General features: G+C 72.4%; 13 protein-coding genes. 7 read left to right on the top strand and 6 right to left on the bottom strand.

The features are described from left to right. Positions 1-23: 23 nt before the first annotated feature. From AB0K21_RS29360 to lanL, 6 genes are all read right to left on the bottom strand, one after another. The gene (locus tag AB0K21_RS29360; RefSeq protein WP_343967049.1) at positions 24-1,070 is read right to left on the bottom strand and encodes a radical SAM protein; all 1,047 of its coding nucleotides are present in this window, start codon (positions 1,068-1,070) and stop codon (positions 24-26) included. Continuing rightward, the gene (locus AB0K21_RS29355) at positions 1,067-2,971 is read right to left on the bottom strand and encodes an ABC transporter ATP-binding protein (protein ID WP_343967047.1); all 1,905 of its coding nucleotides are present in this window, start codon (positions 2,969-2,971) and stop codon (positions 1,067-1,069) included. Before AB0K21_RS29355 ends, AB0K21_RS29360 begins: the two co-directional genes overlap by 4 nt. Continuing rightward, positions 2,953-4,689: an ABC transporter ATP-binding protein gene (locus tag AB0K21_RS29350; RefSeq protein ID WP_364154926.1), complete on the bottom strand. Its 1,737-nt coding sequence runs from the start codon at positions 4,687-4,689 to the stop codon at positions 2,953-2,955. Before AB0K21_RS29350 ends, AB0K21_RS29355 begins: the two co-directional genes overlap by 19 nt. Before the next feature lie 35 nt (positions 4,690-4,724). Continuing rightward, a complete protein-coding gene (locus AB0K21_RS29345; RefSeq protein ID WP_343967042.1) occupies positions 4,725-4,841 on the bottom strand; it encodes an ALQxL family class IV lanthipeptide in 117 nt (38 codons plus the stop codon). Between the two features lie 115 nt (positions 4,842-4,956). Further along, positions 4,957-6,777, bottom strand: coding sequence for a prolyl oligopeptidase family serine peptidase (locus AB0K21_RS29340; protein ID WP_364154924.1), 1,821 nt, complete (start codon positions 6,775-6,777; stop codon positions 4,957-4,959). Next, positions 6,777-9,560 carry a class IV lanthionine synthetase LanL gene (lanL, locus tag AB0K21_RS29335; protein WP_343967038.1) on the bottom strand — a complete coding sequence of 928 codons (2,784 nt, stop codon included), beginning with the start codon at positions 9,558-9,560 and terminating at the stop codon, positions 6,777-6,779. Before lanL ends, AB0K21_RS29340 begins: the two co-directional genes overlap by 1 nt. A gap of 254 nt (positions 9,561-9,814) precedes the next feature. On the opposite strand from lanL, the gene AB0K21_RS29330 reads away from it, so the two are divergent. The 7 genes from AB0K21_RS29330 (at position 9,815) to AB0K21_RS29300 (ending at position 14,406) form a co-directional block, all read left to right on the top strand. Beyond that, a complete protein-coding gene (locus tag AB0K21_RS29330) occupies positions 9,815-10,543 on the top strand; it encodes an iron-containing redox enzyme family protein (protein WP_364154921.1) in 729 nt (242 codons plus the stop codon). Beyond that, a complete protein-coding gene (locus AB0K21_RS29325; RefSeq protein ID WP_343967034.1) occupies positions 10,540-11,277 on the top strand; it encodes a GNAT family N-acetyltransferase in 738 nt (245 codons plus the stop codon). Before AB0K21_RS29330 ends, AB0K21_RS29325 begins: the two co-directional genes overlap by 4 nt. 326 nt (positions 11,278-11,603) lie before the next feature. After that, entirely contained in the window at positions 11,604-12,551 is a 948-nt protein-coding gene (locus tag AB0K21_RS29320) for a cytochrome P450 (RefSeq protein ID WP_343967032.1), read from the top strand. 90 nt (positions 12,552-12,641) lie between these two features. Continuing rightward, positions 12,642-12,773: an ALQxL family class IV lanthipeptide gene (locus tag AB0K21_RS29315; protein WP_343967030.1), complete on the top strand. Its 132-nt coding sequence runs from the start codon at positions 12,642-12,644 to the stop codon at positions 12,771-12,773. 67 nt (positions 12,774-12,840) lie between these two features. Next, positions 12,841-12,969: an ALQxL family class IV lanthipeptide gene (locus AB0K21_RS29310; protein ID WP_343967028.1), complete on the top strand. Its 129-nt coding sequence runs from the start codon at positions 12,841-12,843 to the stop codon at positions 12,967-12,969. 64 nt (positions 12,970-13,033) lie between these two features. Beyond that, positions 13,034-13,162 carry a hypothetical protein gene (locus AB0K21_RS29305; RefSeq protein WP_343967026.1) on the top strand — a complete coding sequence of 43 codons (129 nt, stop codon included), beginning with the start codon at positions 13,034-13,036 and terminating at the stop codon, positions 13,160-13,162. 224 nt (positions 13,163-13,386) lie between these two features. After that, positions 13,387-14,406: a phenylacetaldoxime dehydratase family protein gene (locus AB0K21_RS29300; protein ID WP_343967024.1), complete on the top strand. Its 1,020-nt coding sequence runs from the start codon at positions 13,387-13,389 to the stop codon at positions 14,404-14,406. Positions 14,407-14,440 lie beyond the last annotated feature (34 nt).

The raw sequence follows: 14,440 nt of genomic DNA, 5'->3' as shown, positions 1-14,440 counted from the left end.
CGGGGCCGGGTGCGGCCCCGGGCTCACACGGGCTGCGCGGCCGGCCACAGCGGGCGGCGGTCGATGCGCGCGAGCACCTCCGGGGATCCGAACCGGCGGTCGATACGCCGGACCGCCTCGGCCCAGTCGGTCATGGAGCGCACCTGGGACAGCGTCTCGACCACGAAGGGATCGCTCCACCGCTCGACGGCACGCCGCCAGAGCACCTCCGGCGCCTCGGTCAGCAGGTTTCCCACACACCCCTCGTAGATCGGCATGGCGCGCACCTCGCCGTCGGGCTCGATCTGCATCAGCGGGAAACCATGGCTCGCGACGAAGCCGGGGTGCATCATCAGGATGAAGTTGTCGGAGGTGGTCACCGTCAGCGACGCCGGTGCCAGTGACCGCAGCCGCTCGGTGTACTCCTCGCCGGTCAGGGTGCCGAGCTCCTCGTTGTCGAGCAGTTCGGTCTCGGCGAAGCCGGGCCGACCGGCCAGCCCGGCCGGCACCGCGGCGGCCAGGTTGAGGAAGCGCATTCGCGGGAACCGGGGGGCGATGTCGGTGCAGAACTCCGCCAGCTGGTGGAAATTGCTCCGCAACACCGAGCAGTCGATTCCGAAGATCAGCGGAGTGCCGCCCTCTGCCGCGCGCCGGGCGGCGATGGCGTCCAGCAGGGCCAGGGCGTTCATCGTGCGATCGAAGGAGCCGGCCCTGCCCCGTACCCGGTCGTGCACCTCCGCGTCGGCCCCGTCGATGCTGACGGTGATCCGCTGGAACACCTGGGCCGCCTCCTCGGCGGTCTCGGGGGTGAGTGTCCATCCGCCGGTGTAGAGGTTGACGGCGATCCCCGCCCGGCCGATGTGTCCGGCGACCTCGTGGATCCCCTTGACCACCAGGGGTTCGCCGCCCGCGAACTCCACCGAGTCCGGGCGCATGGCGATGATCGCGTCGGCGAGCCGCAGCATGTCGCCGTGGCTCAGCTGCCGGGCCGGGCGCCTGCCCGACTCGGAGTAGCAGTGGATGCAGCGCAGGGGGCAGGCGTAGGTGACGTCCCAGATGATGTCGGTGGGCTTGTTCACAGGGGCGCTCATGAGAACCTCCTCGTCGAGAGCGGATGCCCGGGATGGGCACCGGGCGCTCGGTCGTTCGTCCAGTGCCCGACCAGGTCGGCGTACAGGGGGGAGCGGGTCAGCAGGTCCGCGTGGGTCCCGGTGTGGGCGGCGGTGCCGTCCATCAGCAGGATGCGCCGGGCTCGGATCGCGGAGCTGATGCGGTGCGCGATGACGATGAGGGTGCCGGGCCGGGCGGCGAACGCGTTCTCGGCCTTCGCCTCGGCGGCGGGATCGAGATGACAGGTCGCCTCGTCCAGGACGACCAGGCGGGCCGGGGAGGCGTAGGTCCGTGCCAGGGCGATCAGTTGCCGCTCTCCGGCCGACAGCGCGCCGGGTTCGTCGATCTCGGCGTTGAGGCCGCCGAGCCGTTCGACGAGCGCCCACGCGCCCACCCGGTCCGCGGCTTCGCGCAGCCAGGCGTCCACGGTGCCGGCCGGGCACAGGTAACCGAGATTCTCCCGGACCGTGCCGGCGAAGACGTACGCCTCCTGGGGCACGAGCGCCATCATGGAGCGCAGGCCGCGTTCCGCTATCGCCTCCAGCGGGAGCCCGCCGAGCAGGATCTCCCCGCCGGTCGGCCGCCGCAGCCCGGTGAGCAGCAGGGACAGGGTGGACTTGCCGATGCCGCTGGGGCCGACCACGGTCAGGTGGTCCCCCTCTGGTACCACCAGGTCGAGGTCGTGCACCACGGGCGTGGCCTGGGGGGCGTAGGCGAAGCCCAGCCCTTTGGCCCGCAGTTCGCAACCGGCGGGCGAGCCGGTGCCGAACGGCGGAGCGGGCACGTCGGCCGGGTGGGTGGTGCCGAACGGTGCGACGCCGAACGGTGCGGCGGCGGCGGGCGCGTCGTCGGCGGGCACCGCGATGGTCTCGGCGATGCGGCGCAGGGTGACGGCGAGGGCCACGCCCCAGCTCGAGAGGATGCCGGTCAGCGACTGCAGGGCGGGCTGCAGGCCGGTCACCAGGTAGGTCACCGCGCCGACGACCTCGCCCACGCTCAGATGCCCCTGCCGCGTCAGCGGCTCAGCGGCGATGACCAGGCCGAGCAGCGGCAGGTGGGCGCCGATGGCGACGATCAGCCGCCGGAACACGCCGGCCCGGGCCAGGGCGTGCGTGGCCGCGGCATGGGCGTCCACCGCGGCCCGCACGGTGGCGTACGCCTGCTCGCGCGCCCCGCAGGCGGCGATGTCACGCGTGCCCTCCAGGATCGGGGTCGCCTCGGCGGTGAGCGTCTCGTCGGCGAGGATCAGCCGTCGCTGCCGGACCAGCAGCACCCGCAGCAGCCAGACGCACACCGCCACCGCCACCAGCACGGGCCCGGCGACGATGGCCGCGGCCAGGGGCGAGAGCACCAGCAGCCCGGCCAGCGCGGCGATCAGCGAGATGCCCAGCCCGTGCGTGGTGCGCAGCAGTGCGGACACCAGGTTCCGCAGCGTCTCCACCTGCCCGGTGAGACGGCTGACGGCGGCGGTGTCCGGCCTGTCCCCGCGGGCGGCGCGGGTCACCGTGGCCGTGACGACGGCGCGCACGAGGTCGTCGCGCAGCGGCTCCACCACCGCGGCCAGGTGGGGGAACATCAGTCGCGTGGCCGCTGTCTTGAGCAGCATCGCGATCGCGAGCAGGCCGAGCCAGGCCAGGCCGGTCTCCGGGCGTCCGGCGAGGAAGCCGTCGTCGATGGCACCGGCGACGAGCAGCCCGGACAGCAGTCCCGGGACGGCCTCCACCAGGGCCCAGGCCAGGGCGAAGGCCAGAGGCCGCCTGCGGGGGCGCAGCAACGTGAGCAGCAGCCGGAACCCGCCGGGGGGATGCCCGTCCTCTCCCAGGCGGAGGACGAGCGCCGCCGTGGGCGGGGCGGATGCGGGGGTCACAGCCGAGCCGGGCACGATTCCTCACTCCATGAGCTGTCGTCGCGGGGGTCTGGGCCGACGGCGAACAGGGCGCGGTACGCCGGGTCCTGCCACAGCGCCCGGTGCGTGCCCCGACCCCGGATCCGGCCGCCGTCCAGCCACACCACGTGGTCGGCGCGGGCGGCGGTGGCCGCGCGGTGGGCGATGACCAGGCGGGTGGTCCCGCGCATGCCCTCGACCAGCGTGCGGGTCACCTGGGCCTCGGTCGCGGTGTCCAGGCTGGACGTGGCGTCGTCCAGCACGGTCAGGCGGGCCCGCCGCACCATGGCGCGGGCCAGGCCCAGCCGCTGGAACTCCCCGCCGGACAGCGGGGCGGTGGCGGCGGGGGTGTCGTAGCCCTCGGGCAGGCGGCGGATGACATCGTCGACATGTGCGGCCCGCGCGGCCTCGCGGACGCTGTCTCGGCCGAGCGCGGGCCTGCCGTAGGCGATGGCCGAGGCGAGGTCGCCGCCCAGCAGGACGGGGCGTTCGAAGGCGTAGGCGACCGCGCCGTTCAACGCCTCCGGAGCCACATCGGCGAGGTCGCAGCCGTCCAGCAGCACCTGCCCGCGCTCGGGGTCCAGCAGCCGCCCGGCCAGCATGGCCAGGGTGCTCTTGCCCGCCCCGGACGGCCCGACCAGGGCGGTCAGCGCTCCCGGGGGAACGTCCAGATCGATGGCGTCGAGAAGATGGGAGCCCTCGCGGGTCACGGTGACGCCGCGGAACGACAGCGCACCGGGGCCGTCCGGCAGCGGGCGGGTGCCGGGCACGAGGGGCGGCAGCACGAGGACCTCCTGGATGCGGCGGGCCGCGGCGCGGGCCTCGGCGACCCCCAGGAGCGCGTCGACCTGTTCGATGAAGCCCACGCCCATCGCCGCGTAGCCGGCCACGGCGAGCAACTGCCCCGGCTGCAACCGGCCGTCGGTGACGCCGAGCCCGGCCACGGTGAGCACGAGCACCTCGATGACGGGCAGCAGCAGGGTGATCTGCCAGACGCCCCGCGCCTGGGCCCGCCACATGGCGTGACCGGCGTCCGACAGGTCGGTCAGCGGGCTCAGCACCCGGGTGATCTCGCGATCGGCGGTGCCGGACGCCCGCACCGTGCGGATGCCGGCCAGGGTGTCGGTCAGGCGCGCGGCCAGACGCCCGTGCGCGCTCTGATACCGCTCGTACACCCCGGACAGCCGGTTGACGAAGAGCCGCACGATCACCAGCGCGACGGGTACCCCGATCAGGAAGGCGACGCCCGAGCGCCAGTCGGTCACCAGCAGCATGACGATGCCGCCGCTCGTGCTGATGATCTCGGCGACCGTGTACAGCAGGGTGAGCGGTACGCGCCCGGCGCTCGCCGTGTTGCTCACCAGCCGGTTGGCCAGTTCCCCGGTCGGGAAACGGCGGGCGCCGGCGGCGTCGAGCCGGAGAAGGTGGGAGGTGAAGCGCAGGCGCAGGGACGCCGTCGCGGACGCGTTGGTCGCCGCGCCGGCGATGGCGCCGATGAGATCGGCGCAGGTGGCGACGGCCAAGACGAGCGCGAGGAACCCGGCGGCTCGCGCGCCCTCGCCGGACACCACGCCGTCCACGGCGGTGGCCAGCGCGGCCGGCAGGGCCAGGGCGGCGGCCGTCGACAGGGCGACGGCCGCCGCGGTCACCGCCAGGGGCGCCCAGAGGCCGCGCGCGGTGGCGGCGAGGAGGCGATCACCGTCCCGCCGTGTCACCTGCCCGGCGTGGGAATCCGAGGCTTGGTCCGGCATTAGAGGGCCGCGATACCGGTTATGAAGCTCGGCAACGTGCAGGTGCACCCGCAGGGATACAGCCTGGTCTCCTGGGCGGCCGGGAGCAGGTCAAGAGCGGTGATGTCGAGTTCCATCGGTTTTCCTTTCTTCTCTCACGCCGCCGGGTCGAGGCGGCTTGGGTACCGTCCGGCCGACGGAAGGGCACAACCGGAACGCGCGTCCCGGGGAACCGGTTCGGCGGCTCACGCCTCAGCCGGCGCGGTCCTGTCCGCCGCGCAGGAAGCCGAGCACACGCTCCCTGACGGCATGCCCGCCGATGTCGGACAGCGGGTCGTGGCCCGCGCCGGGAACCTCCAGGTAGGTCACCGGCTCGGCGTCGGCTCGGCGGGTTCGCCGCAACCGCTCGTGCAGGCGGCGGGAGTGGCCGACCGGGATGATCGGGTCGTGCTCGCCGTGCACGATGAGCAGCGGCAGCCGGATGCGGTCGGCCAGCCGGAGCAGGTCGCGCGGCCCGAGGTCGTCATCGTGGATCTCCTCGCACCCGCCCAGCCGGTCGATCAGGTTGCGGACCGAGGCCGGCCCGTCCTCGTAGAGCAGCCGGCCGGACAGGAACGGCGCGACGGCCACGGCTCGCTCCCACAGGTCCGGCTCCGCCGCCGCGGCCAGCAGTGCCAGGTATCCGCCGTAGCTCGCGCCGTAGAGCATGGGCCGCGGCCGGCCCGGGCCGCGCCCGGCCGCCAGGTGGCGGCCCAGCCGCAGGATGTCGGCGAGGTCGGGACCGCCCCAGACACCCTGGATGCCCTCGCGGTGTGCCGCGCCGTAGCCGGTGCTGCCCCGCTGGTTGGGCGCCACCACCGCGATCTCCTCGGCGGCCAGGCGCTGGAACAGCGGGTCGAAGCTGAGCTGCCACGCGGCCTCGGGGCCGCCGTGCAGCGCCACCACCAGGCGCGGGTCGTCGGCCGGATCGCCGTACACGACGGCCTCCGTGCTGCCCGCCGGCGCCGGATACTCCCTCGCCCGCGGCGAGGCCCACCCGGACCAGTGCTCGCCGGTCGCGGCGAGGACGCGCGGCCGGGACGGGTCCGGGATCGTGATGACGCCCGTCGGGCGGTCGGCGGCGCTGTGCACCAGATGCAGGCCGGCGTCGGACCAGTGGGCCATCGGATGCAGGGCGCCGGGCGGCAGCTCGATCTCGCCGGGGGCGTCCGCCGTCAGATCATGGACCAGCAGGTGGGAGCGGGCACGGCGGGTGACCGACAGGGCCAGGAGCCGCCCGGTGGGGTCCAGCGCCAGCGGGGCCACGCTGCCCTCGACGGCGTTCAGCCGGTCCGGGAAGACCGTCGGCGCCGGGTCGCCGAGGCGGCGCACGCCGAGCCGGTAGCCGCCACCGCTCGGCGCGGCGGTCAGCAGCACCCCGCCGCGGGGCGCGGCCAGCAGCAGGTGCTCGCCGTCGGGCAGGCCGAGGGACGTGATGGTGCCGCGCGCCAGATCCAGGACCACGGTGCCCGCACCCGGATCGGCGGCGGCCAGCGCCAGGGTGTGCCCGCGCTCGTCGAGCCAGACCGCTCCGCCGATCGGGTGCGGCACCCGGGTGATCTGTTCCGGCGGCACGGCCCCGCCGGGCAGGCGCCACACCGCGGTGCCCCCCTCCCCGTCCATCTCCAGCACCAGGGTGGAAGTCCGTGCCGTGCCGGGGAGGAGCCGCAGACCGCCTCTTCGGACGGCGATCAGCTCGGTCTCCTCGACCGGCCGCCCGCCCTCGGCACGGGACTCGGCGAAGGTGAGCCGCGAGCCGTAGGCGCCGGACCGGCACAGCAGCAGGCCGCCGTCGTCCGTGGGCAGCGGCACGCTCGCCGCGGTCTCGCCGTCCCGGGTGCGCACCGCCCGAGGCCGGGGCTCGGGACCGGTGAGGTCCCACAGCTCCGGATACATCGCGGGGTCGCGGTCGTCGGCGGCCAGGCAGGCGGCATACCTCCCTCCGGGGGAGAAACGGAAGTTCAGCCGGTGGACGAACGACCGCTGCCGCCCGTCGGCCGCCGCGGCGGCCGGGCTCACCGTCTCGGAGGTCATCACGCCTCGCCGCCGCGCGTCCACACCTCGGCGCCCGTCTCGGCCATCCACCGGCGCGGACCGCCGTGCCGCAGCCGGTGCAGGAAGTCCAGTACCCCGGCCAGCCCGGTGTTCCAGGCGACGGAGATGTCCTCGCCGGAGAGCTCGTCGGGCACCACCATGAGCCCGTCGCGCAGGACGGCGCGTGCCCACAGGGACGCCGCCAGTTCCTCCGCCTGGTCGTGGTAGGCGCGCTCGCCGAGCAGGTCGGCCATGTCCAGCAGGAACTGTCCGTCGCCGGCGATCCCGTGACACGCGGCCGTCCCCGAGGCCAGCCGGCTGCCGTGGACGGCCAGCGCGGCCGCGTGGGCGGCGTCCCGGAAGCGCTGGTCCCCGGTCGCCGCGTACAGACGCACCAGGTAGGTACCGACGCCGGAGGAGCCGTTGCACCAGTGCGGCAGCTTCGCCCCGCCGCCCGGGCCCTCGGCCCACCAGGCGCTCTCCCCGTGGTAGTCGGCCACGCCGAGCAGGGTCTCCCCGGCGAGCAGGGCGGTCTCCAGGCAGTCGTCCCGGTCGAGCGCGACCCCGGCGGCCAGCAGGTACGCGCCGACCCCGGCGACGCCGTGCGCGAAGCCGTAGTGCTCCGCACCCGCCAGCGCGGAGGCGAAGTCCGCGGGGATGGGCCACAGTATGCCGTCCGGGGTCCGCCGCGCCGCCTTGAGCAGGCCATCGGCGCAAGCGTCCGCCTGGTCCCGGAAGCGTGTGTCGCCGGTGGCGCGCCACAGGTGCAGCAGGGCCGTCCCCGTCCCGGCCGCGCCATGGCAGATGTCCGGGTTGGGCCAGGCGACCGGCAGGTCCAGCCCCAGCTCCACACCGGCGGTGCGCAGGCTCTCCTTGTCGAGCGCGCGGCCGGCGTCGTGCAGGGCCACGGCGATGCCCGCCCGGCCGAAGTACAGCCCCGGGGAGGGGCGCTGCTCGCGCGCCAGCCGCCGCACCGTCCAGTCCGCCGCGTCCAGCAGGGCAGCGGTCAGGCTGGCCCGGGTGTCCGGCGGCAGCGCGCCGTCCGCCCGGGCGGGGTCCAGCACGGCGGCCCACAGCGCCATCACCCCGGCGGAGCCGTACTGGACGGCGCACGGGTCGGAGGTCAGGCCGAAGCCCCAGTTGGGCCACAGGCGGGCGACCGGCTGCTCACCGCTGCCGGGTGACATGGTGCGTAACGTGTAGGTGAGCCCGTCGTGGAGCAGACGGTCCTGCTCGGCCGCGCCCAGGCGGAAGCCGGCGGTCCGGGTAGCGGGCCCCAGGGCGGCGACGTCCACGTTCTCCAGGAACTCCCGCACCCGCGGCAGGTCCCAGCGCTGCGCGGGATCCTCGCGCATCAGGCCCAGGATCAGCGGGGACAGCGCGGTGGCCAGCGGGTCACCCGCGGCCGCCACCCGCACCACCGTCTCCACCCGCTCGTCCCAGGACCGCGCGTCGGCGGGCCGGTCCCGCAGGTGGGGCGGCTGGCAGGAGGTGGCCGTGAACAACGTCGTCGCCCCGAGCGCGTACAGGTCGGCCTCCACGCCGAGTGCGGGAGCGTACAGGGCGGAGTTCACCTGCTCGGGCGGCGCGTAACCGGGAGTGAACGCGCGCCCGGCCACCGTGCCGGGCACGGCGGCCATCTCCAGGTCGATCAGGCGGCAGTCGCCGTCCTCCGTCACCATGATGTTGTTGGGCGTCAGGTCACGCAGCACATGGCCCTGTTCGTGCACGACGGCGACCAGCGTGGCCATCCGGCGCAGGACGCCCAGCACGGCGCCGGGCCGGTCGTCCTTGGAGGCCTCCCAGCCGTTCAGCGGGGTGCCCGCGATGTGTTCCTGCGCCAGGAACAGGTTGTCGTTCTGTTCGAAGAGGAGCACCTTGCGCGCCGTGACGCCCAGCGGTCCGAAGATCTCCAGCATGCGCGCCTCGTGGCGCATCCGGTCCCGCTCGTCGGTGCCGTCGAGCCCGGCGCCCAGGTGTGGACGCGCCTGCTTGATCACCACCTGGCCGTCGTCCGCGCGGTCCTCCGCCAGGAACACCCCGCCCTTGGCGCCGTGCCGGATGGCCTCGCGCACCACGAACCGATCGGCCAGCAGCACCGCCTGCGGCGCCGTGGTCCGCACCGGAGCCTGACCCGACTCGAAGGGACACTCCGCCCAGGCCGGCGGGGAGTACCACGCGTTGCGCTCATCGAGCGCCTGGGTACCGTCGGGCGCGGTCAGCCGGGAGGCGTAGGAGCCGTCGTTGTCGAGCACGCTGGGCGCCGAGAACACCCCCAGGCGGTAGTAGACCAGGCTGCCCGGCCGGTAGATCCGGTCGGAGAGGATCGGCGCGCCCGGCAGGCCGTAGGTGGCCTCGTGCAGTTCCTCCGCGATCTCCACCGCGCTCGCGTCGTCGGGCGGGTAGACCGTGATGAACTTGCCCACCGACCCACGGTCCTGGTTGCGCGCCACGAGCCGGCCCAGTTCGTCGAGGTCGGTGGCGTACTTGAAGGGGCAACGGCGGCGCCCCAGCACCCGCACCGCGCGCGCCAGCACCACCGAAGCCGACAACGGCGTCGCCGCCACATGCAGCTTCCAACCCTGCGCCCGCGTGGTCGCGCCGGCCGGAGTCACGTACGTCCAGGGCGAATCAACGTGGAAATCCCAGTCCGGGACGCCATCGATCCCGGGCATCGAGTCCCTACCACCCGCTATGCGGCGCAATGTCGCACGGGCGATGTCCTCCAGGACGTAACGGTCTGCGCCGGAGACGCCGTCCCCCGCCGAGCCACGTTCACTCACGACGCCGAATCTCCATTCGTGTTCTCCGGCATGGGCCGGTGCCGAGCCATTGGTGTGATCCTCCGGACGCGGGCCAGCCTGTCAGCGGCGCCTAATGGTGGTCTTAAGGTCTCCACGCCCGTGGGCCGGCCAGTGCCGGGGTGCGCGTTAAGAGCGGCTAAGCGGCCGGTAAGAACCCCTCGATTGTCTTCGGCATCGTCAGGAACACACCAGCAACTCCCCGAACCCCAGAGGAGAGGTCGTTGAGCACCAAGTTGGACGAGTACGAGGCAGCGCTCGAGGAAAGCCGTCAGGGGCTCACGGTCGATCCGGCCATAGCCCCACTGTTCTCCGTCGGCTGCGAGGACCGGCTTTTCGCACGGTGGATGCTGCGGTACAACGCACACGGCGTTCACATGACGCATGACGTCGAGCGCTGGATCGCCGGTGCGGGCGAACGGTGCGCCGAGCTGGGCATGGACCGGCTCGGAAAGGCGCTCAAGGCGCATGCCCGCGCGGAGGCCGGTCACGACCGGATGATGGTCGACGACACGAAGGCCATCGCGAACTGGTGGGAGGAGCGCTTTGGCGGCCCTGTCGACGCCGACGCGCTCCTCGCCCAGCCTCCGCTGGCCAGCGCCGGCTTCTACGGCAAGCTCCACGAGCAGGTCATCGCCGGTCCCGTGCCGTTCGCCCAGCTCGCCATCGAATACGAGATCGAACGGCTCTCGATCACCATCGGACCCATCCTGCAGGCCAACTGCCGGCGGATCTTCGGCCCCGACACCTCCTGCTACAGCTTCCTGGCAGAGCACGTGGAACTTGACGTCGGCCACACCGCCTTCAACCAACGCCAGCTCGACGGCATCCTGACGGAATCCCCCGAGCATCTGGGCACGATGGTGGAGACCGGCAAGGCCGCGCTGGCGTCCTACGCCGCCTTCATGGCGGAATGCATGGGGCTGGCGCAGGGCGACCTGGAAGCCGAACGGGTCAGCGCGTGAACCTCGCGTTCACCGGCGCCGCGCCGCGCCGTGCCGCCGGTGAACGCAGCGGTGTGAGCACGCACGCTCACACCGCTGAGCTACGGGTTCGCAGGCAGTCCGCCGGCGAGCCGGCCGCGGACTGGCTCGCGGAGATCCGCCGCTTCCGCGCCGAGGTCTTCTACGACCGGGGCCGCAGGCCCGGTTTCCAGGTCGGAGACGCGGAGTTCGACGATCCGCAGGATCTCGATCTCGACGCGTTCCACCTGACCGCGTACGTGCCGGACCGGGAGGAACTCGCCGCCTGCGTCCGCCTGGCGCCCCCCGGCGCAGCCGCCCGGTTCCAGGTCCGGGAGCATCTCGGCGAGCAGGCGTACACCCGGCTGCTCGCCGAGATCGGTGCCGACCCCGCCTCGCTCTTCGAGGCCGGGCGGCTCGTCGTCGCACCGTGGACGCGGGGCCGGGGACTGGGGGCGCGGATGGTGGCCGCGGTGATGGCGGCCGGCCAGGCCCTCGGCGCCTCGATCATGCTCTGCACCTCCGGTACCGACGACGGGCAGGACACGCTGTTCGGCCGCCTTGGCTGGCTCCCCTGCCCCGGCACAGAACGGTACTCCGCGCACTACCGGGACACCGTGCGCGTGCTCGCGCATCGGGTGTCCGAAGGGGCCTACGAGTTCGAGGCCGTCGCGGCGCGACTGCGGCGCCACCTCGTCGACCTGCCACGCGCCGAAGCCACTCGCGTCCCGCTGTGACATATCCGACGCCGTGCCGGGCCGCACTGCGCGGCCCGGCATCCGCCGTAACCTGAGAAAGGGCTGGGAAGCTGAGCACGCTCCCCGTTTTCAGTCCGGAATTCTTTCGAAATCCGTATCCCACCTACAAACTGCTGCGCGAAAACCACCCCGTCTGCCGCACGACCATTCCGTTCACCGATGTCGACGTCTGGCTGGTCAGCCGGTACGAGGACGTCAAGGAGTGCTTCGCCGACCCCCGCCTCAGCAGCGACTACGCGAAGGCGCCAGTCAATTTCCACAAGGCCGGACTGGCGTTCGGCGGCGACACGGTCGGGTCGCGCACCATGCTGAATCTGGATCCCCCGGACCACACCCGGATTCGGAAACTGGCGGCCGCGACCTTCACCGAACGGCGCATCGCGCAGTGGCAGACGGCCATGCGGTCGATAACGGATTCCCTCCTCGACGCCGTACCGGCGAAGGAGCCGGTGGACCTGCTGGACGCGATCGCCGCCCCGCTCGCGGTGCAGGTGATCTGCGCCGTGCTGGGGGCTCCCCCCGGTGACAGCGTCTCGCTCCGCGAGTGGGGGGACCTGATATTCACCGCCGACCCGGCCCATCGCCATCTGGCGGCCGAGGCCATGGAATCACTGATCGCGTACTCGGGCGACCTCATCGCCCACAAGAAGAAGGATCCGGGCTCCGACCTGCTGACGGAGTTGATCGAGGCGAGCCGCGGGCCTGGCCTGCTCGGCGAAGACGAACTGCTCGCCACGGTGCTCGGGCTCGTCGTGGCGGGGTACGAGTCGACCATCGCCATGGTCGGCGACATCTTCCTGGCCTTGCTGGATCACCCGGACCAGCTCGCGCTGCTCCGCCGGGACCTCGGGCTCGCCGATGCCGCGATCGAGGAGGTGCTCAGATACGACGGCCCCCAGGCGTCGTCCTTCTGGCGCTTCCCCACCGAGGACGTGAAGATCGGCGGAGTGCCGGTGGCGGCACAGGAGACGGTCCTGCTTCTCGTCGGATCCGCGCACCGCGACCCCGCTCGCTATCCGGATCCCGACAGATTCGACATCCTCCGGGAGGACAAGCGCCATCTGGCGTTCGGGCACGGCATTCACCGCTGCCTCGGCGCGCAACTGGCCCGCCGGAACACCAGGACACTCCTCACCAAGACGCTGGAACGGTTCCCGGCGATGTCGCTGGCCGTCGACCGCGCCGACATCGAGTACAAGCCGAACCTGATCGTGCGCGGGCCCGCCTTCCTGCCTCTGATTCTTGATCGCTGACCGCGCTCACGGACTCCGCCGGCCTCACCGGCGGACATCGAGACCCCGCATCACCGGCGGAGGTCTTTCCCCAACGGAAGGAAGATCACGATGGAACTCGACATCCAGGCTCTGGACATGCTCCCCGCCCAGGCGGAGAGCTCCCTTATGCCGTGCCTCGGCGTCACCTGCCTCAAGTGGAGCTGTCTCACCGACATCACCACCATCACGACCGGCCTCTAGCCCACGGCGATCCGCGTCGGCGAATCGGCGCGGATTCCCGCGAAACGTTCTCCGAAGGAGATCGACGATGGAACTCGACGTCCAGGCCCTGGACATGCTCCCCGCCCAGGAGAGCCGGCTGTACCCATGCGAAATCACCTGCTTGAAGCGCAGCTGCATCACCCTCATCACCTGCCTGAACACCAACGGTTTCTAGCGATCCGCTTGCCCGGGTCACAGCGGATTTCCGTAAAGCCGTAGGCCACGAAAGGAAAATCACGATGGAGCTCGACGTCCAGGTTCTGGACATGCTCCCCGCCCAGGCGGAGAGCCACCTTTACCCATGCGACATCACCTGCCAGAGCTACCGTTCCTGCGCCACGTTCACCTGCGGGTCCACCAACTACTAGGCCCCGCGTGACCGGCCGGCCGAGTGGCGTGTTCCCGCCAGGCGGGCACCCGTGCACCGACAAGGAAGACGGCTCGGCCGACGCGGAACGAACGCTCCGCCTGCGGTGAGGTCCACGACTTCACCGCAGGCACCATCCCCACCTCGATCGGGCCGCCCGCGTGCGGCGCGCCCGTTCGCAGCCAACTTCGAAGACGGTCGACCCCGGCCTGAGAGGGCAACCTCATGACGAAAATCCGGCCTGACGGATTTCGCAACCCCTACCCGGCGTACAGCCTGCGCCTGCCCGAGGACCTGACCGGCGTCACCCTGCGCCAGCTGGCCGTTCAGCATCGGGCGGCGGAGGAGGAGGCGGCCGGCGTGATGTCGGGCATCGTCGCCGCACTGGACGGCGCGCACGCCCCCGTGACGTACGAGCGCGCCGTCCACGTCGACGCGCTCGGTCACGTCAACGACATCGTCCTGGCGTACTGGCTGGACGCCGAGGCCGAGAAGGCATGGTCCGCCGAGCACCCGCTCGATTCCTGGGCCGACCCGGACCTGACCGCGAAAGGCGGGCCGATCGGTCTGTGGACGGAGGTGCTGCGGGCACCGGTGGATCACTTCGAGACGTCGTACTCGTACGACTCCCCGTCATGGGGTCTCGCCTCGCGGTTTCCCACGGCGCTGAACATCTACCATTCCTACTCCGGAGCGATGCGGGACCGCATCGCCGCCGCCGAAGACGGAGGGCTGGCCGGCGAGGCCGAGCCGGTGGAGACGGAGCGGGTGGATTCGGCCGGTCGTCATCTGGTCGTGGCCACGCCGGCGAACCTGTGCTTCATTCGCAGCCCGCAGGGCTGGACGCACTGCCCTGACGAGGAACGCGCCTGGTTCGAACAGCGCGTCCTGCCCGTCTACCGGCAAGGCGTCGACTACCTCACCGCCAATCCCCGAGAGGCGGGCTGCCTGTCCGCCCGCCTCGCCGACCTGACCGTGTCGAACGACACCAAGGTGCAGACCGCCACTCTGGCCTGGTTCCTGAGCCTGTCCCACCTTGAGCGGTGGACGCACAGCCATCCGACGCACCTCGCGATCTACAAGAGCGCCGGTGAGCTGATCGCCCGGTTCGCCCCCGACATCCATGTGACGCTCGGCCACGAGGTCTACGTGGTGCCGGAGGGCGCCCTCATGGAGTACCTCAACTGCCACGAGCGGACCGGCCTGCTGCCCTACTTCCCGGCGTCGATCCGGGTGCCGAGCTGACGAGAGGCCCCCGGCCCCACCCGAGGGCCGGGGA

The organism is Streptosporangium sp. NPDC049248 (assembly GCF_040678965.1).
Lineage (GTDB): Bacteria > Actinomycetota > Actinomycetes > Streptosporangiales > Streptosporangiaceae > Streptosporangium > Streptosporangium fukuiense.
Note: the sequence above shows the minus strand (reverse complement) of the source record. Positions and strands in the feature narration are given on the sequence as shown.